At 65.2% G+C, this 18,939-nt stretch carries 21 protein-coding genes; 7 read left to right on the forward strand and 14 right to left on the reverse strand.

All coding sequences use genetic code 11. From position 1 onward, the window contains the following. Positions 1–10 precede the first annotated feature (10 nt). Complete coding sequence (locus LGT36_RS07185) at positions 11–490, reverse strand: isoprenylcysteine carboxylmethyltransferase family protein (protein WP_226096610.1); 480 nt, start codon at positions 488–490, stop codon at positions 11–13. Between the two features lie 84 nt (positions 491–574). On the opposite strand from LGT36_RS07185, the gene LGT36_RS07190 reads away from it, so the two are divergent. The 5 genes from LGT36_RS07190 to LGT36_RS07210 all read left to right on the forward strand — a co-directional run bounded on the left by LGT36_RS07190 (position 575) and on the right by LGT36_RS07210 (position 4,567). Further along, the gene (locus tag LGT36_RS07190; RefSeq protein WP_226096609.1) at positions 575–1,153 is read left to right on the forward strand and encodes a dienelactone hydrolase family protein; all 579 of its coding nucleotides are present in this window, start codon (positions 575–577) and stop codon (positions 1,151–1,153) included. Between the two features lie 39 nt (positions 1,154–1,192). Then, on the forward strand, positions 1,193–2,887 hold the full coding sequence (locus LGT36_RS07195) for a cytochrome c biogenesis protein DipZ (protein ID WP_226096608.1): 1,695 nt from the start codon (positions 1,193–1,195) through the stop codon (positions 2,885–2,887). Positions 2,888–2,960: 73 nt separating this feature from the next. Beyond that, on the forward strand, positions 2,961–3,173 hold the full coding sequence (locus LGT36_RS07200; RefSeq protein WP_226096607.1) for a hypothetical protein: 213 nt from the start codon (positions 2,961–2,963) through the stop codon (positions 3,171–3,173). Between the two features lie 30 nt (positions 3,174–3,203). Continuing rightward, positions 3,204–3,848: a sigma-70 family RNA polymerase sigma factor gene (locus LGT36_RS07205; RefSeq protein WP_226096606.1), complete on the forward strand. Its 645-nt coding sequence runs from the start codon at positions 3,204–3,206 to the stop codon at positions 3,846–3,848. After that, entirely contained in the window at positions 3,845–4,567 is a 723-nt protein-coding gene (locus tag LGT36_RS07210) for an anti-sigma factor domain-containing protein (protein WP_226096605.1), read from the forward strand. Before LGT36_RS07205 ends, LGT36_RS07210 begins: the two co-directional genes overlap by 4 nt. On the opposite strand, the gene LGT36_RS07215 is transcribed toward LGT36_RS07210, so the two are convergent. Both LGT36_RS07215 and LGT36_RS07220 read right to left on the reverse strand, forming a co-directional pair. Continuing rightward, on the reverse strand, positions 4,564–5,655 hold the full coding sequence (locus LGT36_RS07215; protein ID WP_226096604.1) for a LacI family DNA-binding transcriptional regulator: 1,092 nt from the start codon (positions 5,653–5,655) through the stop codon (positions 4,564–4,566). The genes LGT36_RS07210 and LGT36_RS07215 overlap by 4 nt on opposite strands. A 104-nt stretch (positions 5,656–5,759) precedes the next feature. Then, positions 5,760–6,587 (reverse strand): hypothetical protein, encoded by an 828-nt coding sequence (locus LGT36_RS07220; RefSeq protein ID WP_226096603.1) that lies wholly within the window; start codon positions 6,585–6,587, stop codon positions 5,760–5,762. A gap of 465 nt (positions 6,588–7,052) precedes the next feature. Between LGT36_RS07220 and LGT36_RS07225 the strand changes: the two genes are divergently transcribed. Further along, positions 7,053–8,402 carry an arginine deiminase gene (locus tag LGT36_RS07225; protein WP_226096602.1) on the forward strand — a complete coding sequence of 450 codons (1,350 nt, stop codon included), beginning with the start codon at positions 7,053–7,055 and terminating at the stop codon, positions 8,400–8,402. 10 nt (positions 8,403–8,412) lie between these two features. Then, positions 8,413–10,164, forward strand: a complete 1,752-nt coding sequence (locus tag LGT36_RS07230; RefSeq protein ID WP_226096601.1) for an alpha/beta-hydrolase family protein — start codon at positions 8,413–8,415, stop codon at positions 10,162–10,164. Positions 10,165–10,182: 18 nt separating this feature from the next. Here LGT36_RS07230 and LGT36_RS07235 read toward each other — a convergent pair whose 3' ends face one another. The 11 genes from LGT36_RS07235 to LGT36_RS14220 form a co-directional block, all read right to left on the reverse strand. Then, complete coding sequence (locus LGT36_RS07235; RefSeq protein WP_226096600.1) at positions 10,183–10,929, reverse strand: anti-sigma factor; 747 nt, start codon at positions 10,927–10,929, stop codon at positions 10,183–10,185. Beyond that, positions 10,916–11,059: a sigma factor-like helix-turn-helix DNA-binding protein gene (locus tag LGT36_RS14215; RefSeq protein ID WP_370634307.1), complete on the reverse strand. Its 144-nt coding sequence runs from the start codon at positions 11,057–11,059 to the stop codon at positions 10,916–10,918. Before LGT36_RS14215 ends, LGT36_RS07235 begins: the two co-directional genes overlap by 14 nt. A gap of 6 nt (positions 11,060–11,065) precedes the next feature. Next, positions 11,066–11,500, reverse strand: coding sequence for an RNA polymerase sigma factor (locus tag LGT36_RS07240; protein ID WP_370634308.1), 435 nt, complete (start codon positions 11,498–11,500; stop codon positions 11,066–11,068). Beyond that, positions 11,497–12,177 (reverse strand): class F sortase, encoded by a 681-nt coding sequence (locus LGT36_RS07245; RefSeq protein WP_226096599.1) that lies wholly within the window; start codon positions 12,175–12,177, stop codon positions 11,497–11,499. Before LGT36_RS07245 ends, LGT36_RS07240 begins: the two co-directional genes overlap by 4 nt. Positions 12,178–12,250: 73 nt before the next feature. After that, on the reverse strand, positions 12,251–13,066 hold the full coding sequence (locus LGT36_RS07250) for a DUF4397 domain-containing protein (RefSeq protein WP_226096598.1): 816 nt from the start codon (positions 13,064–13,066) through the stop codon (positions 12,251–12,253). Positions 13,067–13,223: 157 nt separating this feature from the next. Then, a complete protein-coding gene (locus LGT36_RS07255; RefSeq protein WP_226096597.1) occupies positions 13,224–13,367 on the reverse strand; it encodes a hypothetical protein in 144 nt (47 codons plus the stop codon). An 11-nt stretch (positions 13,368–13,378) separates the two neighbouring features. Continuing rightward, a complete protein-coding gene (locus tag LGT36_RS07260) occupies positions 13,379–14,839 on the reverse strand; it encodes an NAD(P)/FAD-dependent oxidoreductase (RefSeq protein ID WP_226096596.1) in 1,461 nt (486 codons plus the stop codon). A 130-nt stretch (positions 14,840–14,969) separates the two neighbouring features. After that, positions 14,970–15,386 carry a carboxymuconolactone decarboxylase family protein gene (locus tag LGT36_RS07265; protein ID WP_226096595.1) on the reverse strand — a complete coding sequence of 139 codons (417 nt, stop codon included), beginning with the start codon at positions 15,384–15,386 and terminating at the stop codon, positions 14,970–14,972. A 290-nt stretch (positions 15,387–15,676) separates the two neighbouring features. Further along, entirely contained in the window at positions 15,677–17,980 is a 2,304-nt protein-coding gene (locus tag LGT36_RS07270; protein ID WP_226096594.1) for a cation-translocating P-type ATPase, read from the reverse strand. Continuing rightward, positions 17,977–18,123, reverse strand: a complete 147-nt coding sequence (locus LGT36_RS07275; protein ID WP_226096593.1) for a hypothetical protein — start codon at positions 18,121–18,123, stop codon at positions 17,977–17,979. The genes LGT36_RS07270 and LGT36_RS07275 overlap by 4 nt, the downstream gene beginning before the upstream one ends. Then, complete coding sequence (locus LGT36_RS14220) at positions 18,120–18,851, reverse strand: heavy-metal-associated domain-containing protein (RefSeq protein ID WP_370634309.1); 732 nt, start codon at positions 18,849–18,851, stop codon at positions 18,120–18,122. The genes LGT36_RS07275 and LGT36_RS14220 overlap by 4 nt, the downstream gene beginning before the upstream one ends. Between the last annotated feature and the right edge of the window lie 88 nt (positions 18,852–18,939).

Raw genomic sequence — 18,939 nt, forward strand, 5'->3', positions numbered from 1 at the left:
CAGGCCAGGCTCAGCGGAGTCTTCCCACGCCGGGAATGAACTTGCCGGTGCGCGACGCGTAGGCCGCGTAGCCGTCGTAGGAGGAGACAAGTAGCTCCTCTTCAACACGGGTCTTGAGGTCAAAGAACACGGCGAGCACGACGACCAGCGCCCACACGACGAGGGTCCCTCGCGCGGCCGCGAGGCCTGCGGCAACGAGCAACACCGAGGAGTACATGGGATGGCGGACCCAGCGATACACGCCCCTGGCCGTCATGCCAGCGCCATTGGGGTGGGGCAACGGGGTCAGCGCCCTGCCCAAGTGGAGCGCAGAGGCCGCGATCCCGCAGCAACCGAGGACAAAGAGAGCGGCTCCGAGTGGCCGAGAGCTCAGAAGTTGAGGACCCCACGATGACGGCCAGAGTGCGAGGGCGACAAAGAGAACGCCTTGGACGCTCACGAGCATCCAGCCCCACGCCCGCGACGGGGGCCTCTTCGTGTGATGTGCCATGACCCAAGGCTACTGACGTGCTTGAGCAGAGAACACTCGCTCCTAACAGTCGCGTCACCGGGCTTCGGGGGGCACACTGGAGTGGTGGCCGAGATTTTGTTGTTCCACCACGCGCATGGCCTGACGGAGGGAATGCGCTTCCTCGTCGAGCGCCTGAGCGCGGCCGGCCACACGGTTCATGCGCCGGACATGTTCGCTGGGAGGGTCTTCCCCTCGGTAGATGAAGGCGTGTCGCACGCGGGCCGCATCGGCCACGACGCGATCGAAGACATCGCGCGCAGGGCGGCGCTGCACCACCCCACGGCCGACACGGTCATCGGCTTCTCTCTCGGCACTTTCCCCGCGCAATTGCTCGCTCAAGAGTGGCGCCGCATTCACAGTTGCCTGCTCATGGGCGGCGCGATCGCGCCCGAAGAGATCGGCGGCGAGTGGCGGCACGACGTACGCCTCGCCATCCATGTCGCCGACCCTGACGACTGGGTGGCCGAATCGGACCTGGCCGCGCTTTTGCGGCACTCGCCACACGCTCACCTCCACCGCTATCCCGGCAGAAGACACATGTTCGCCGACCCATCGTGCGCGGACTACGACGCAGACGCTGCGGATGTCTTTGAGGAACGCGTGCTCGAGTGGCTCGACGCCATACCTCATCGCCAACCGTAGACCGCCCATCCGCGGGCCCGTCAGCGTCGAACACAGGGCATGCTCACCCTCGTCATCGTCGGCATCGTGTCCGGCCTCATCACCGCCATCAGCCCTTGCGTCCTGCCGGTGCTGCCAGCAATCCTGACCTCATCCCTGCAGGACGGTGCGAGGTCTCGTAGGAGGCCGCTGGTCGTCGTCGGCGGGCTCGTCGCGAGCTTCGCAGTGTTCACGCTCCTCGGCGGCATTCTGCTGTCAAGCCTTGGCCTTCCCGACGACCTGCTCAGGTGGGCGGGAATCGTCACCCTCGCGATCGTCGGCGTTGGTCTTGCGATTCCGGCCGTCGGGCACATCCTTGAACGGCCCTTCCAGAACACCAGGTTGCCCCGGCTGAACAGAGACGGCAACGGCTTTGTGATGGGCCTCGCGCTCGGCCTCGTCTTTGTGCCGTGCGCTGGTCCCATTCTCGCGTCCATCACCGTGCTGGCGGCGACGAATGGCCTCAGTTGGGGGCTCGTCGTGCTCACCCTGTCGTTCTCGATCGGCATCGCCATCCCGCTGCTGACCTTTGGGGTCGCGGGCCAGAGCATCGGATCACGCATACGAGCAGTGCGCGAACGCCTGCAGACCATCCGCATCGCCTCTGGGGTAGTCCTCATCCTCACCTCGCTGGCCATCGCCACCAACATCGCGGAGCCCCTTCAACGCCTCGTTCCCGGCACGCTCGCACAGATTCAGGAGCGGATCGAGAACAATGACGGCGTGCGAGGCGAGCTTGACTCACTTGCCGGCAGGGACGATCAGCCGGCGGCCCCCGCTGGCCAACTGACTTTCGATGAGTGCGAAGAACAGACGTCCGACCGTCTCGCCGATTGCGGACCCGCCCGTGACTTCGAAGGCATTGAGGCGTGGCTCAACACCGAAGGCGGTGCGCCGCTCAGCCTCGACGGTCTCGAAGGGCAGGTCGTGTTGCTCGACTTCTGGACGTACTCGTGCATCAATTGCCAACGCACCTTTCCCTACCTGACGGCGTGGGACGAGCGCTACCGCGACGATGGCCTGACGATTGTTGGCGTGCACTCCCCTGAGTTCAGCTTCGAGAAGGTGGTGTCGAACGTCGAGGACGCCACCGCACGCTATGGCATCGAGTATCCCGTCGCGATCGACAACAACTTCGACACGTGGCGGGCGTGGGACCAGCGATTCTGGCCCGCGCACTATCTCATCGATCAGCAGGGCACCGTCCGCCAGGTTCATTATGGCGAGGGAGGCTACGAGGAGACGGAGCGGCTCATCCAAGAGTTGCTTGATGCTCCGGCCCAGGCCCCTGTGGAGGCCGATCCAGGCAACCACACCCAAGGTCGAACTCCAGAGCTCTACCTTGGCTGGCGGCGACTTGAGTACGCCCAGAACGAAGGGATTGCCACGGACGAACGCGAGACCTATCGCGGCACGTCCACGCCGGAGCTTCACCACTTCAGCTACGACGGCACGTGGACGATCGAGGGAGAGAGGGCGATCGCGGGACCCGACGCGCGCCTCAACCTGCACTTCTACGCGGCCGATGTCCACCTGGTGCTAGCGGGGACGGGAGAAGTCACCGTTGGCCTTGCGAGCGAATCGGACGCCAGCCGCACTGTCATCGTTGACGGAACCTCCGACTTGTACGACCTCTACGCGGGGGACCCTGTCGACGACGTCATGAGCATTGACGTGTCAGAAGGCGTCGAGGTGTACGCCTTCACTTTCGGTTGAGCCCATCCGACGTAGCATCCGCACCGAATCACCACCGTGGGAAGACCCCTTCACCCACTGAACTGGAGGAAACATGAAGACAGCGCGCATTCTCGCAGCTCCCGCGATCGCGGTCCTCGCGGCGACCCTGTTGGCTGGTTGCGGAGACCCAAAGGACGAGACGTCCGACGAGCCGACGATGTCGGAAGACACGATGATGTCTGAGGACGCGATGGAGTCGGAAGACGCGATGGAGTCGGAAGACGCCATGATGTCCGAAGACGCGATGATGGAAGACGAAGGCTAGCCCAAGCAAGTCGTGGCTCAAGGAGAACCAGTGGACCCGCAGCGGCATCTGAGAGTGGTCGACGACGCGACGGCCGCCGTCGTTCCGTCGGCCTCCTCGGCTGACCGCTCTGCACAGCGAACCGCGCTCATCGGCCAGCTGCTCGAGCGGGTGGGTCGCGGCGACGAGGTGGCGTTCGACGAGTTGTACACCGCGGTGGCCGGCTCGGTGTACGGGGTGGCGCTGAGGGTGGTGCGAGATCGCTCGATCGCAGAAGAGGTTGCTCAAGATGTCCTCGTAGAGGTGTGGCGAAGCGCAAGGAGATACCGCCCCGAGGCTGGCAGCGGCCGTGCGTGGATTCTCACCGTGGCCCATCGTCGCGCGATTGACAGAGTGCGATCGGAGCAGGCCCACACGGACCGACTGCGTGCGCATGGAGCGAAGATGACGGGCAGCCCGGCCGAACCAGACGGCGTGGTTGACGTCGCCCATCGCGAGTGGGAAGCAAGCCGCGTGCGAGAGGGACTGCTCCTGCTCACCGAACGTCAGCAGGAGGCACTCGATCTCGCCTTCGCGAAGGGATTCACGCATCGCGAAGTCGCTGCGTCACTGGGAGTCCCCCTGGGCACCGCAAAGGCGCGCATTCGCGACGGCCTGATCAAACTTCGAGACGCCTGGGAGGAGGAGGAACGATGAACGAGATCGTGGACGATCCTCACTCCCTTCTTGGCCCTTACGTCGTCGGCGCGGTCGACGACGTGGAGCGCAAGCTCTTCGAGAACCACCTGCGCGATTGTGCCGACTGCCGCGCAGAACTGGCGGGAATGTCCGACGTCGTCGCCATCATGGTCGATGCAGAAGCGACACCTCCGCCCGCAGCGCTACGCGCGGCAGTACGCGAGCAGGTTTCCAGGACCGCGCAACTGCCGCCTTCGGTGCCGTCGGCTCCTCGAGTTCAGACCTCTGGTCGACGACGCAGGTGGCCACTCGCTGGCGCGGTCGCCGCGGCGGCCATCGCGGTTGCAGGAATCGGGGCCTACCTCACTTCAGCGGACTCCCCCGACGCCTCTGCCCTCGAACGCGAAGTCATGATGGTCTCGTCCGCACCAGACGCGCACACGATGGAACTCGGTCTCGGTTCATCTCATCTGGTGATGAGCGAACGCATGAACGGCGTCGCGCTCATGGGCGTCGACGCCCCCGCCCCCGCTGACGGCATGGAGTACCAACTGTGGGTGGTGATCGACGGTGGCGAGATGATGCCAGGACCCACCTTCATGCCGGACAGGGATGGCGAGTTCATGGCCGTCATGCATACGGGCTTCGAAGGCGTGACCGACTTCAAGATCACGGAGGAACCGTATGGAGGATCGGACTCCCCGACGGGAGAAGCGGTCGCGGGAGTGAGTCTCTAGGCCTCCGGAGCAGGCCCCGCCGAAGATCCCCAGCGCACCGCCAATGGGAGGTCGAAAGGCGGCGGCAGCTCGTCGCTGGCGCAAGCAAGGGCCACCCACCGAGCGATCAGACGGCCCTTCTGGGTACCGTCCTGCACCACGCTTGTCAGGTCCAAGTGCGCGAACACGCCCTCAGTCAGACCGTCAAAGCCTGTGATGGAGACGTCTTCGGGGACACGCAACCCCAGATCCCTCGCCGCGTCCCACACTCCCCAGGCATACACGTCGGCTTGGCACACGATCGCCGTCGGCCTGACTCCCACTGGCAGCGACAGGAGCTCCTTGCCAGCGTCGTACGCGTGTTCCCTGGTCACGATGGGACATACGGCAACGTGAGACGGCATCACCCCTACGCGAGCGAAGGCCTCAAGCCTCGCGCGCGGCACGCGCTGCGGCACGGAGCCAGGAAGTCCCTCGACGAGCGCCTTCGCGTCCTCGGCATGCAACAACGCTGGCTCTGTTTCCTCAAGTGTTGGTCGCAGCGCAACGGTCGCGATGCGTTCGTGACCCCAGCCGACGAGCGCGGTCAAGAGTTCGATGGAGGGAGCTTGTGCGTCGATGGCGACGGCCTTCTCCTCATCGGGGGTCCCGTCGAGCCGCACCCAAGGAACGCCGCGTTGCGCAAGCATGGCGTCAGTCTCCTCGATGCCATCGATGCGCCTCACGGTGATGGCCGCATCGTAGATGGCACCCGCATGGAGTTTCCTGGTGGCGGCGTCGGTGATCGGCGGCAGCAACAGCACGCCATATCCGAGCGACGCAAGTTCGCGTGATATCCCGTCGACCACCCGCAATGCGAAGGGGTCAGTGTCAGGAGATTCAAGCAATGCCCTGGTCACCACGGCCACCACGCTCGTCCGACCGGAAGCGAGGGCCCTGCCAAGTGCGGAGGGACCCGAGTAGCCGAGTTCGCGAGCGGCGTCGAGCACGCGCTGCGTCGTCGTGGGAGACAGCCTCGAGGGGTCGGAGAAGGCGTAGGAAGCAGTTGACTTGGCCACGCCAGCCGCCTGCGCGACATCCGCCAACGTCACGGGACGTCGCTCGCTCATTCTCACCTCACTTGGAACGCCACTCGTGGCGCAACCGCTCACCCTTGAGAGTAGTCCTCGTCACAGAACTGCTGAAACGCCGCCAACGACGACGTGGCAGTCGCTCAGCGAGTCAAGGGGGCGACGCGCCACGACGAATACTCTTCGTCCTCCGACCCCGCGGGGTGGGGAAGGAAAGTCGTGCCGTTGAGTTGAGCGTTGAAAAGGGCCACCTCGAACTCACCAGTGTCGGTGAGGCTGTCGGGACCAGCGTCGTCGCGGTCGTTGTGCGGTGCCTCCGGCACTGGTGCGATCGCCCACTGGGCGAACTCGTCCTGCTCCTGTTGTGGAGCTGGCGTCCACACCGCCTCTGGAGCCACTGGCACCGGTGCTACCGGCGAGAAACGCTCCCAGACGTTCGGCGTGATGCGGCCGAGCACGACGGCCAAGAAGTCGAGGCGCACCCGCGCGTCCGCCCATGTGGCGTCATTGTGCGCCCATGATGTCACCGTCTCGCCACGGATCGCGAGCGCGCGCCCTTCCGCCGCTGGGTGCATGAGCGCTTCGCGCATGGTCTCATCGAGCAGTGCGGCGGCGTAGTGTGCGCTCTCCGTCGTCACCGACCAACGACGGTCAAAGTCGGCGTCCCCCGTAGCGAAGGTCGTGGATCCGGTGGCTGGCGTGTCGACACCCGAACTCTGCGGAACAATCCGAATGCTCGGTAGCGGACGCGGCAACTGCATCTTCTCGATCGTGTAGCGCGCCGCCTCCCACCGCTCGGCCGGACGTCCGCGCCACTGGCCGCTCACATGGTGACGCATCGGTAGGCCCGCGAACGGCACGCCGTCGCACAGGTCAGTCGCCGCGGGATTTGCCGAAGCCGCATAGACAAGGCCGTGCGCTTGCGCGAACTCACGCGCTGGCCGCGCTGACCTATCGGTGCGATCCCACATAGTGTCTCCAGATCCGTTGCTCTACAAGGTGAGACGCTCTCGGGAGAAGATCGTGACGCCGGGCCGGGTGTGATAAATGTCACACTTGGCGACCTGCTCTAGGTGGTCGACGGTGCATCCGGCCCGCTTGTTATACCCCCAGGGGTATGCTAACCTGGCGAAAACAACCTCTTGAGAAAGGCTCAACTATGTGCTCTCCCGCCACCTGCCCCACTTGTGGAAAGGCCACCTGGACCGGTTGCGGCAATCACGTCGAGCAGGCACTTGCAGGCGTCCCCCAGTCTCAGCGCTGCCAAGGACACTCGTCCGGCTCAGCGAAGGGATCTTCGTCGTCTCTCTTCGGACGCGTGTTCACGCGCTAGCGACGCCGACGCGTGGGGCGGGGGCCCCTCCCGCGACTCTCAGGGCCGCTATCGCCGGTGATACCGTCGAAGCCGAAGTGTCGCCCACCGGAGGAGAGTCGCCATGGAGGTCACGGCCCCCGCCCGCGTCCACCCTGGCTACGGGGTCCACAGCGAGGTCGGTCGCTTGCGGTCGGTGCTCGTGTGCTCGCCAGGCCTTGCCCACAATCGCCTGACCCCCTCCAATTGTCACGACCTGCTCTTTGACGACGTGATGTGGGTTGATAACGCCCGCCGCGACCATGAGGCCTTCGTGACGCTCATGGAGGAACGCGACGTTGAGGTCCTTGAGTTGCACCGACTGCTCGCAGAGACCATGGCGATTCCCGCAGCACGAGCATGGCTGCTCGACCGCAAGCTCACGGTCGACGAAGTCGGCCTCGGGTTGGCGACCGACCTCAGGGCCTTCCTCGACTCGCTCGACTCACACAACCTCGCGAGGTACGTCCTTGGAGGCCTGTCTCTGACTGACCTGCCACGCGACTTCTCGCCCCCCACGCTGCAACTGGTCCGCGAAGAGTCGGGCATGCGCGACTATCTGATGCCGCCACTGCCCAACACCCTCTACACCCGTGACACCACGTCGTGGATCTATCAAGGCGTCACGTTGAATCCGCTGTTCTGGCCCGCACGCCACGCCGAGACCTTGATCATGAAGGCGGTCTACTCCTTCCACCCAGCCTTCAACGCCGCCGACCCTCGCGGGGAGTTTCTCCCAGGGTTCGGCCCTGCGGTCGATCGCGACATCTTGCCTGATGACGAACCGGACATCGACGACTACCCCGTTCACTTCTGGTGGGGAGACCCGGAACTGAATCACGGGCTCGCGACACTTGAAGGCGGCGACGTCATGCCGATCGGCAATGGCACGGTCCTCATCGGGATGTCGGAGCGATCTTCGCGCCAGGCCATCACGCAAGTCGCCTTCGAACTTTTTGCGGGCGGAGCAGCAGAACACGTGATCGTCGCGAAGATGCCGAGGTTGCGCGCTGCCATGCACCTCGACACCGTGTTCACTTTGGCTGACCGAGACGTCGCCACCGTGTTCCCCGGCATCGTCGACGACATCGAAACATACTCCTTGCGACCGGGCGAGGGTCCCGTCATGCTCGACGTCACGCCCGAGCGTCGTCCGTTTGTCGACGTTGTCGCCGACGCCATGGGGCTCGACCGACTCCGCGTCATCGAAACGGGCGGCGACCGCTACGCCTCAGAACGCCAGCAGTGGGACTCGGGGAACAACGTGCTCGCCCTGGAACCAGGCGTGGTGGTGGCCTATGACCGCAACACCCACACCAATGCGAAGCTGCGCGCGGCGGGAATCGAGGTGCTCGAGATTGTGGGCGCCGAACTCGGTCGTGGCAGGGGCGGAGCCCACTGCATGACGCAGCCGTTGCGCCGAGATCCTGCCTGAGAACCCGCGCATGGCGCCGCGAACGATCACCGCCACCAGGGACGATGCGCACTCCCCTGTCTTCTCCTTTCCTGAAAGACGCCTCCCGCCGCGAGTGTTTGAGCCCTCCTTCTCCGGACCAGGAGCGGCTGTCGGCGCGATCTTCACGTCGTTCTCACTGGCCCCGTCCTTGCTCCCTCGAGACGCAGTTGTGCAAGGCATGGCCACTGGCGTCTCGCTCGTGGTCGGATACGGGCTCGGTGCGGCTGGCCATGCGCTGTGGAACTACCTCGGCGTTCCCAACCTGCAGGGCAAATGGCAAAGGATCGCTGTCGCGGCCGTCCTCACCCTTATCGCTCTCAGCACAGGGCTTTCGATCTGGAACTGGGTCGGCTGGCAAAACGACATCAGGGACCTCATGGGCATGGATCCTCTCAGCCCCACTGCATGGCCGATCGTCATCGGGGCGACCGCGTTGGTCGCGGCGGTGATCCTCATCGTGGCAAGAAGCCTGCGACTGCTCTTTCGCACGGTAGGAGACCGGCTCGATGTGTGGCTGCCGCGTCGGCTTGCCATCACCTTGTCATCCGCCGGACTGCTCGTGCTGCTGTGGCTCGTCTTCTCGGGCCTCCTGGTTCAAGGATTCTTCGCGGCCTCCAATGCCCTCTTCTCGACCCGCGACAGCGCTGACAAGCCTGGAGTCACCCAGCCATCGTCGCCGCTGCTGTCTGGGAGCCCTGAGTCCGCTGTCCCGTGGAACACCCTTGGACGAGAGGGTCGCGCCTTCGTCTCCTACGTGCCTACTGTCGACGAGATCAATGACTATAGCGGCGGCGGCGCCGTCGAACCCATCAGGGTGTACGTCGGTCTGAAGTCGGCCGAGACCCTTCAAGAACGCGCCGACCTCTTGCTTCAGGAGCTGATCCGCACGGGGGCGTTCGACCGCGAGGCTCTCTTGCTCACCACCACGACCGGTACAGGATTCATTGATCCACTGGGGGTTGACCCCTTCGACTTCATCTTCAATGGTGACGTCGCCGTCGCTGGTGCTCAATACTCCTATTTGCCAAGTTGGATCTCGCTCCTCGCGGACGAAGACGTGACGAAGGAGACCTCCCTCGTCATGTTCAGCACGGTCCACGAGTACTGGAGCACGCTGCCTGAACAGCAACGGCCCCGACTGTTCCTCTACGGACTGTCGCTCGGGTCCTTCGGCGTCGAGTCCGTCTTGACCTCCGCGAACATCATCAACGAACCCATCGATGGCGCGCTGATGGTGGGGCCCACGTTTGTGAACCCTTTGCGCGCGGATCTCATCGAGGGACGCGAAGAAGGCTCTCCCCCATGGCTACCTGTCGTCGAGCGTGGCCGAACCGTGCGCTTCACTGGCGAAGATGACTCACTCGGTCAACCGGCCGGCCCTTGGGGACCCACACGCATCGCCTATCTTCAACACGGCTCGGATCCGATCGGGTTCTTCGAGCCGAGCATCGCGTGGCGGGAGCCTGATTGGCTTGCAGGTTCCGAGCGTGCGCCTGACGTATCGAGGGAGACCGACTGGTTCCCCTTTGTCACGATGTGGCAGACCCTTCTCGACATTCCGAGCGCTGGGTCCGTTCCGCGCGGCTTCGGACACCTCTACTCTGCCTCAGCGAACGCCACAGCCTGGGTGCATGTCATCGACCCAGAAGGCTGGACTTCAGCTGACACGCAGCGCCTCAGTGGGGCGCTTGAGGAACGCGATCGAGCTCGCCAGTTTTGGCTGGAAACGGCGGGTGACTAACCCACGACCGCGACGATGCTATAGCTCAAGCACGCCCCGTGTCACAGAGTCGCCGTGGTGCGTGGGCACGCCGTCGCGCGGCTCGAGTGAGATATCGACGATCGGATAGTCGGCGGGGTCGTAACCCTCCGGAATGGCGAACTCGCCATTGTCGGAGACGAGGAATCCAAGAGACACCATGCCTTCGATCTCCGGATCGATCAGCCACACCTCGAGGTCGGCGTCGGGAGCGGCCACGTAGTCTGTCGAGATCACGAGCACTTGGGTGCCGTCGCTGCGAGCTTCTACTCGCGCGCTTCCAGCGGCGGCCTCTGTCTGAAGGTTTGTCAGGGGCGCCTCGGCCACAACGTCGGCGGCAACGCCGCCTCCTTGTGCCCAGACCGCGACACCCACACCGACGCCGCCAACAACAACGCCAGCAGCCGCGACGGCGGCGAGTGCACGGCCAGTGAAGCGGGCACGCTTGCTTGCCCGGGGGCTGAACTCCAGTACGTCGGCGTCTGGATCGGCACCGATCACCAACGCCACGTCTGGCACCTCTTGCTCGTCACCGGCGACCTGCGCCTGGATGGCGTCCCACACGCGGGTGGGAGGGGTCTGCAAAGGGGCCGGTCGGCCAGCGGCCGCCGCTCGCGCCGCGATGTCTCTCAACTCGTGCACGCGCGCGGAACACGCGGCGCAACTAGCGAGGTGGAGGGTGTCGCCCTCATCCAAGGGGTCGCCAAGAGCCGCTGCGGCGATCCTGTCGTCATCAAGATGCGACATCGGCGGCCTCCAATCGGGTCTTCAAGGTGGTGAGCGATCTTCTCATGTGGCTCTTCACGGTGCCCAAGGGCATATCAAGGGACCGCGCAATCTCTTCATGGGTGCGGCCTTCGTAGAACGCGAGCGCCACGATCAGTCACCGAGGGTCGCCTAGGGCCTCGATCTCGTACGCGAGCACCAGGTCATCAAGGAGGTCCCGCACGGGCACAGGTGGCGCATCGCGCACCGCCTCGAGCCGCCTGCGATCGCGAGAGCGGTGCTCGAGCGCGTCGGCGATTGCTTTGCGTGCGATGCCAACAATCCAGCCGCGCAGAGCGCCACCGTCGGGGTCAAAGGAGCTTCGTGATCGCCAGGCGGCCACAAATGTTTGCTGAGTCACGTCCTCGGCCTCTGTCTGGTCCCCCAAGGCTCGCGAGGCGAGCGTGAAGACCAGCGGCGACACGTCCTTGTAAATCTCCTCGAGTGCTCCCTCAGCACCCGCTGCGAAGGCATGTGCAAGGCGGACGCCCGCTGCTTCCTCGGCCCGATCCACCGTGCGACTCTCCTTCACCAGGTTGACGTGACCCATCATGGCACCTGCGTGGATACCGCCCACACGATCACATTGTCGTCGTAGCTCTGCGCTTTCGCATCCCAGGCTCCCCCACATGTCACGAGCACAACCATTCCCGGGCTGCCAGCAGAGATTGCCTCAAAGTCGACTGTCTGCTTCGAGATGTGTTCGACTCGCGCCACGGCGAAGGAGTTCACGGTTCCGTCAGACAGAGCGATCGCCACCTCAGCGCCGGGAGCGAGCCGCGCCAAGCGGGCAAAGGGGCCCTCGCCGTCGACGGCGGAGGACACGTGCGCGGCGATCAAGGCGGCGCGCCCTCGTTCTCCCGGCAGTCCGCCATGCCGATACCACGCAGCCGTCGCGGAGCTCTCCGGGAGCGCCATCGAGCCGTCCGGTGCGAGACCCGTGGTGATCACGTTCATGTCCACGCCGACGCTGGGAATGGCGAGGCAATTCGGGACGACTTCGGCGTGGGCGGCGACGGCCTCTGGCTCAGAAGACCTGATGGGCACCGCACCCACCACCACTGGCGCCGAGATGGCGGGCACCACGTCCGTGATCGGAGACTCGGCCGGGGTGCCCGTGACGTCTTGAGATACGACGGCCCCCGGCCATGCCGATGCGGCGCCCGCTGCAGCCAGCAAAGCGATCATGAGGCAAACGGCGGTAGCGAGGATGGCGGTGCGAGAGGTCATGATGGCGATCGCTCCAGGTGTCAGGGGGCGCTCTCGAATACTCGAGAGCGCCCCCGTTGAGGGTGGTGAGCGCCTAGCGGCGCGAGATCACGACGGCGCGACCGGCGATGCCGGCGCCCACGAGGGCGAGACCGGCAAGAACGATCAAGCCGACGGGCAGGTCGTTCTGAGAGCCCGACAGCGGCGCGGAGCCTGCGAAGACTCCACCGGGAGCGTTCATCATCGTGTCGACATTCTGGACGGCAAGCGCCAGCGAGCCATCTCCTGCGCTGCCCCACGCGTACACGATCGTGTTGACGCCCTCGGTGAGGGTCACCGGCGCGGGGCCAATGACCGGATCGGTGGTGCCTTCCAGCGCCACAGCCGCTGAGTACGTGCCCACCGGCAGGTCGGCCATGACCTCATCCGGGTTTTCGAGGCCAGTGAACACCGCGGCACCGTCAGCCAAGATGTCGACCGCGGGTGCTGCAGCCACGTGCCTCACCGTGAGTCGGCCTTCACCTGCGGCGGTGGCCGAATTATCGTTGGTGAACAGACCGACGGTGGGATCACCTGAAGCATCCAGGTGCGCGACGGCGGTGTAGCTCATGTTCGCGGCGAGGCTAATCGTGATGGGACCGAGAACCGGTGACGAAGCGTCGGCTGCGTCGCTTGCCGTGATGGCCACCTCGTAGTCACCCGGGTCGAGGCTCAACGGGCCAGCAAGGTCGCCTGGCGCAAAGTCGTCGAGCGTCAATGCGTTGTTGACGTACACATCGACCGTGAGGCCCGGAATGCCGTGCAACACGGCGAGATCGGACTTGCCGTCCTCGACGGCAACAGCTGAGGCGCCTGAACCGACCGCAAGCATGATGCCCGCCGCGAGGCCGCCAATGACTGACTTCTTCATGTGCTTCTCCGTTCCGCAGCCGCCCTGTGCGACCGCTTCACCCCCTACTTCCGGCAGAAGCACCCGTTTGGATGCACCAAGGCCCCGTGTTCACTGTCAGCGAACACGGGGCCGAGGGTATGGCGTCGGGCGCTTGGCTCCCGTATGACGGAGAACGTCAGTGGTGCTTGCGCGCAAGCCTCCACATGGTCCAGTTGATCCGCGTGAACCGGAAGAACTGGCTGACAGGATTGCGGCGACGGCGCAACTCACGGGGGGTCGGTAACGGTGCCTGCGCAATGCGCTCGTTGGTGTTGTCCATGGCGCGCCTCCTTACTCGGGGATCCAGGTCCAGCCGGGCTTGACCTTGGCCTTGTAGATGAACAGGGTGTGCAGGAGCCGCTTGACCCAGTGCCCAGCAAGGCCGATCTCGCCGAACGTCTCCTTGAGGTTGCGGCCCGTCTCGGGATACTTCTCCCAGTCAGGGGCCACGGGGCTCATCGTCATCGCCGCGGCGGTGCCCGTCCGCATGCCGGTCCCCGCAGACGCGACGCAAGCCGCCGCCATCTCGGCCATCGAGGCCGAGTGCGTGGGCTCTTTCGCCCCCTTGAGGATCATGTCTGCCACAGAGAAGGCCACAACCTTGCCCATGGTGCCGGAGGGCATTCCCGTCCGTGGCGGGCTCGGCGCGACGGCAAGCCCGTCAGGTGTGGCGCGCGGCTTCGAGATCTGGTGAGGTGGTGCGAAGGCGATGCCGACGGCGAAGCAGTTCTTGTAGGTCGGGTTCTGGTACGTGCGCGGCCAGTCCTTGGCACTCCAGTCGTCGTACGACTTCTTGGAGTAGTCGGCGTCGACCTTCATGAAGCCCGACGGCGCAAACACCGTGTCGGTGATGTCCTCGCCAGACTTGTTGTACGCCTTCCAGTCCGCTCCCTTGAAGGGCGGGAGCAGCATCGCGAAGTCGAACTCAAGATCGTTGTGCGAGCCATCGAGCTGGTCGTAGTGGATGACACCCTCGTCAATGCTGGTGACCGCGGCACCGGAGATCGCCTTAACCCCGCGTTCACGGTAGAGAGACTCAGTCCACAACTGGCTCGTTGTCCTGAAACCATTCTGCTCAAACTGCATGCCCCCCACGCCGAAGTCGCCGAGTTCGTTCTCGTTGGTGAGGTAGGTGAGCTCCACCTTGTCGCGCACCCCGGCGGCCCTCAGCTCATGCTCCACATTGAACGTGTACTCAAAGGCGGCACCCTCACACGTGCAGGTGCCGTGACCGACGCCAATCACGACGCGCTGGGTCTTGCCCGCCTTGGCCGCCTCGATCACGTCGCCCAACTTGATGTTCGCCTCGGTCGCGTGGCTGGGGGTGCAAACGGACACGGTGTGGCCCTCGTCTGGGCCGAGTCCCGGCGTCGCACCAAAATTCAACTTGGGGCCCGTCGCGTTGATGACGTAGTCGTACCTGATCTTCTCGGTTTCGCCCGCCCTGTCGGACGAAGTGTGCTCAACCTCGACCGCCGGCTGATCAGCGTCGGCGTCGCCTTCCGGCCAGAGCGCGACGGCCTTCGCCTGGACAAACTCGATGCCCTTCTTCGCGTAGATAGGGGCAAGCGGGAAGACCACGTCGTCCGTTGTCATCTTTCCCACGCCCACCCAGATGTTGGACGGGATCCAGTTGTACTGGGAGTTGGGGGAGACGACGACGACGTCGTGAGCCTTGCCCAGCCGCTTCTTGAGGTAAAGGGCTGCGGTATGTCCTGAGACACCGGCCCCGAGAACCACGACGCGTGCCATGGGGGATCACCTTCTTCGCTGATCGAGGGTGCAGGGGTGCACCATCCGTCAGCCTATACCCAGGGGGGCATCTAGGACCCTGGGCCAAAGGTCTCTGGAAAGGTCCCGGCACTGCGACCGGGACATGGTCCTACTCCGAACCGCGCGTCACCCTGTTCCAGGCGTTCACCACGGCCACCACCTCGACGATCGCCCCCAACTGCTTGGGCGTGAAGTACGTGGCCGCCTGATCCCGCGCCTCCAACTCGAGTCCTCGCGGGTAGTCGGTGAGTATCTCGGCGAACCGCAGCGCCGCAGCCTCGGCTTCAGACACGAGGTCTTCGCGCATGAGTTTGACTGGTCGCGCCAAGGCGCTGATGAGGTCCACCCTCACGCCGCGCTGCGCCAGACCGTCGGAATGCAGCCTCACACTGAAGGAACAGCCGTTGATGTGCGAGCACCGCAGCCGCAACATCTCCCGCAGCTTTTCCGGCAACTCCCGACCGATCGCTCCGTCCAGCTCCTCGAGGGACCTCAGGAAATCGGGACGCATCTTCGCCTGGCTCATGAAAACGAAGCGTAACAAAGCGGTGCAAAACGGCCTCGCGCAGGCTTCGTGAGAACGATGCGGCCTTGGCGCGAGCGGCCGAGCGGCCGAACGGCCAATCAATCCGCGGGCCGTAGCCGAAGATCCTTGTCGTGTATTGCGCTCCACGGTCATCCTTCTCCACCGGGGCCCAGCCGTCGGCCAGGGTCAGCGCGATCCCCTCGCGGCCAGCCGCTGTTCGCGCATCGGACTTCTGCGTCGCCCGGCGGCATCGCGGGGTGGACGCCGCGCCGGGCGCCCACCCCACTCGATCAGCCGACCGGCAGTGCCTCCTGCGGCGCCTGCACTTGGTGCGTCTCGCCCGCTGGGGTGACTGTGGTCGAGATCGCGCGGAACCGGCGAAGACGCAGGCTGTTCGTGACCACGAACACTGAAGAAAAGGCCATCGCAGCGCCAGCGATCAGAGGGTTGAGCAACCCCGAGACCGCCAACGGGATCGCCGCGACGTTGTACGCGAACGCCCAGAACAGGTTGCCCTTGATGGTCTTGAGCGTCTGGCGCGACAACCGCACCGCATCCACTGCGACACGCAGGTCTCCACGGACGAGCGTCAGGTCACTGGCCTCGATAGCGACGTCAGATCCCGTACCCATGGCGATGCCGAGGTCCGACTGGGCCAAGGCTGCGGCATCGTTGACACCGTCACCGACCATCGCGACCACGCGTCCCGCCTCCTGCAGGTCCCGCACCACTCGGACCTTGTCCGCGGGCATCACCTCGGCGATGACCTCCTCGATTCCTACCTCGTCGGCGATCGTCCTTGCGGCGCGGGCGTTGTCACCGGTCAGGAGCACCGGACGCAGGCCGAGCGCGATGAGTTCGCGTACCGCCTGGGCACTGGTGACCTTGAGCGTGTCGGCGACCACTACCAGCCCCCGCAACTGCCCGTCCCAGCCGACCGCGACGACGGTGCGTCCCGCCGACTCCGCCGCGTCCAGCGCGGCGGCGAGCGTCGGATCCGGAGCCACCGACCAGCGTTCGGCGAGCCAACGCATACGGCCGACAACGACCTGTCGATCGCCGACGGTCCCCTCGACGCCCAGGCCCTGAAGGCTAGTGAACCCAGTGACGGGAGGCAGAGCGCCCAGCCGCTCCCGTGCGCCGCCAGCGATCGCTGCGGCAATGGGGTGCTCGGACGCGTCCTCCAGTGCCCCGACTGTCTTCAGGAGCTCGTCGCCATCGATGCCGGGCGCGGCCACGACATCGACCAGGCGCATCGTGCCCGTCGTCACCGTTCCGGTCTTGTCCAGCACGATGGTGTCCACGCGCCGGGTCGACTCCAGGACCTGCGGGCCCTTGATCAGGACACCGATCTGAGCACCCCGTCCCGTACCCACCATGAGAGCTGTCGGCGTGGCCAGGCCGAGCGCGCACGGGCACGCGATGATCATCACCGCGACGGCCGCAGTGAAGGCCATCTCCGTTCCGACGCCAGCGCCCAGCCAGAAGCCCAATGTTGCCACGGACAGGGTAATGACGATCGGCACGAAGATCGACGAGATGCGGTCGGCAAGCCGCTGCACCGGGGCCTTTCCGGTCTGCGCATCCTCGACCAATTTCGCCATCTGAGCCAGTTGGGTATCGGCGCCGACACGTGTCGCACGCACGACGAGCCTTCCTCCGGCGTTGACCGTTGCCCCGGTGACGGAGTCCCCTGGGCCGACCTCGACGGGGACCGGCTCGCCGGTCAGCATTGATGCGTCGACCGCGGAGGCCCCTTCGATGATCTGCCCATCGGTGGCGATTTTCTCCCCGGGACGGACCACAAAGTCCTGGCCCACGACCAACTCGTCGATACCGATGCGAGTCTCGACGCCGTCCTTCAGGACCGCGACGTCCTTAGCGCCCATCTCCAGCAATGCCCGCAGGGCCGCGCTCGAGCTCTTCTTCGCCCGCGCTTCAAACCACCGGCCCAGGAGGATGAACACCGTGACGACCGCCGCCACCTCCAAGTAAATCTCCGCCGAGCCACCACCGCGTTCCGGGATGAGGCTGAACCCCATGCGCATCCCCGGATTGCCTGCCGCCCCAAAGAAGAGCGCATACAACGACCACGCGAACGCCGCCAGGGTACCGACGCTGATCAGCGTGTCCATCGTCGCCGCCGCGTGCCGCGCATTCGTCCACGCCGCCCGGTGGAAGGGCCAACCCCCCCAGATCACCACAGGTGCAGTGAGCGTCAACGCCAGCCACTGCCAGTTGTCGAACTGCAGGAACTCTACTGCGGAGAGGACGAGCACTGGCGTGCTCAGAACCGCCGACACGACTAGGCGATGACGTAGCGCGGACACTTCGTCGGCTGGGGCCTCAGCCTCGCCTGCTTCGGTCTTCGCCGCGCCGGCCTGCTCGCGCAAACGCGCCGAGTAGCCGGTCGCCTCGACGGAGGCGATCGCCTCTTCCACCGTTGTGCCCTCGGGAAGGTCGACCTTCGCCCGCTCGGTGGCATAGTTCACGCTCGCCTCGACGCCCTCCATGCGGTTGAGTCGCTTCTCGATCCTGGCGGCGCAGGACGAGCACGTCATCCCGCCGATATCAAGTTCGATGATGTTGCTCATAGGAACTCTCCGACCTGGACCAGGGCGCCGCCGTCTGTCCCGGCAACCGCGATCGGCCCGACCGCTGCCCCAATCACGAGGCCGACGCCGAGTGCGACCACCAGTACCACAGCGAAGAGCACCAACCGGATGGAGTCTGTCACGCCAGCACCCCCGTCACGACATATCCGGCTTCGTCCACAGCCGCGCCGACCGCATCCCCATCCGCAGGAACCGACCCACTAACCTTCACCAAGGACGTCCCCTCCGGCACGAGTTCAACCTCTACCGAGGTGACGCCATCAATCTGGCCGACTTCCGTCGAAACTGCAGCCACACAGTGACCGCAAGTCATCCCCGTGACGGTATAGGTAGTTGTGATCGTCTCCATGTCTGTCCTCCTCGATCTCGCGGCGCGCCACCACTTGGTGCGCACAACCCCCACGGTAAACCTTCCAGTCCACTGGAATGTCAAGGTCGTCCTTGCTATCGTTGCGAACGGCCCCAGCGGGTAGCCGGACACCGTCCATCTGCCCCGGCTCGTCGTCGGAGCCCCGTGGGCCGTGATCACCGTGACGGGCAACCCGCTGTGCTGTGACAAACGGACGATCACCACGTCGATAATGGCGGGACAACGGGTGCAGTCCGCCGACACCGCGCCCAGGGACGATGCCTGTCTGCCCCTATCCGCCAGCAATCGAACCCCGACTCGCACCGCCGTCGAGGGCTCCACGGCACGTTGGCACTCGACGCACTCTCGGCGACCTGAGCACCGGCTCCACAGGAGGGCGGCCTGTGCCTGCTGGTTGACCCCGAGCGCGACGACAATCAGGGCCGCGAAGCCGGTGAACTCACCCCGGTGGCAAGCGCTGTGGGTGTCGTGGCGCTTCACCCACTGGCCCGTGGCCGGAATTCGACCCGGGCCTCGTGCGGCGCGCGGATGTGATTTCTGGTGGGCTGGCTGGAAGCTGGGGTCGTGC

Origin of the sequence: Demequina sp. TMPB413 (genome assembly GCF_020447105.2) — a bacterium.
Taxonomy (GTDB): Bacteria; Actinomycetota; Actinomycetes; order Actinomycetales; family Demequinaceae; genus Demequina.

Coding starts and splice junctions, on each gene's coding strand:
- LGT36_RS07185 (WP_226096610.1), bottom strand. CDS start 490: ATGGCACATCACACGAAGAGGCCCCCGTCGCGGGCGTGGGGCTGGATG.
- LGT36_RS07195 (WP_226096608.1), top strand. CDS start 1,193: ATGCTCACCCTCGTCATCGTCGGCATCGTGTCCGGCCTCATCACCGCC.
- LGT36_RS07200 (WP_226096607.1), top strand. CDS start 2,961: ATGAAGACAGCGCGCATTCTCGCAGCTCCCGCGATCGCGGTCCTCGCG.
- LGT36_RS07210 (WP_226096605.1), top strand. CDS start 3,845: ATGAACGAGATCGTGGACGATCCTCACTCCCTTCTTGGCCCTTACGTC.
- LGT36_RS07215 (WP_226096604.1), bottom strand. CDS start 5,655: ATGAGCGAGCGACGTCCCGTGACGTTGGCGGATGTCGCGCAGGCGGCT.
- LGT36_RS07220 (WP_226096603.1), bottom strand. CDS start 6,587: ATGTGGGATCGCACCGATAGGTCAGCGCGGCCAGCGCGTGAGTTCGCG.
- LGT36_RS07225 (WP_226096602.1), top strand. CDS start 7,053: ATGGAGGTCACGGCCCCCGCCCGCGTCCACCCTGGCTACGGGGTCCAC.
- LGT36_RS07230 (WP_226096601.1), top strand. CDS start 8,413: ATGGCGCCGCGAACGATCACCGCCACCAGGGACGATGCGCACTCCCCT.
- LGT36_RS07235 (WP_226096600.1), bottom strand. CDS start 10,929: ATGTCGCATCTTGATGACGACAGGATCGCCGCAGCGGCTCTTGGCGAC.
- LGT36_RS07240 (WP_370634308.1), bottom strand. CDS start 11,500: ATGATGGGTCACGTCAACCTGGTGAAGGAGAGTCGCACGGTGGATCGG.
- LGT36_RS07245 (WP_226096599.1), bottom strand. CDS start 12,177: ATGACCTCTCGCACCGCCATCCTCGCTACCGCCGTTTGCCTCATGATC.
- LGT36_RS07250 (WP_226096598.1), bottom strand. CDS start 13,066: ATGAAGAAGTCAGTCATTGGCGGCCTCGCGGCGGGCATCATGCTTGCG.
- LGT36_RS07255 (WP_226096597.1), bottom strand. CDS start 13,367: ATGGACAACACCAACGAGCGCATTGCGCAGGCACCGTTACCGACCCCC.
- LGT36_RS07260 (WP_226096596.1), bottom strand. CDS start 14,839: ATGGCACGCGTCGTGGTTCTCGGGGCCGGTGTCTCAGGACATACCGCA.
- LGT36_RS07265 (WP_226096595.1), bottom strand. CDS start 15,386: ATGAGCCAGGCGAAGATGCGTCCCGATTTCCTGAGGTCCCTCGAGGAG.
- LGT36_RS07270 (WP_226096594.1), bottom strand. CDS start 17,980: ATGAGCAACATCATCGAACTTGATATCGGCGGGATGACGTGCTCGTCC.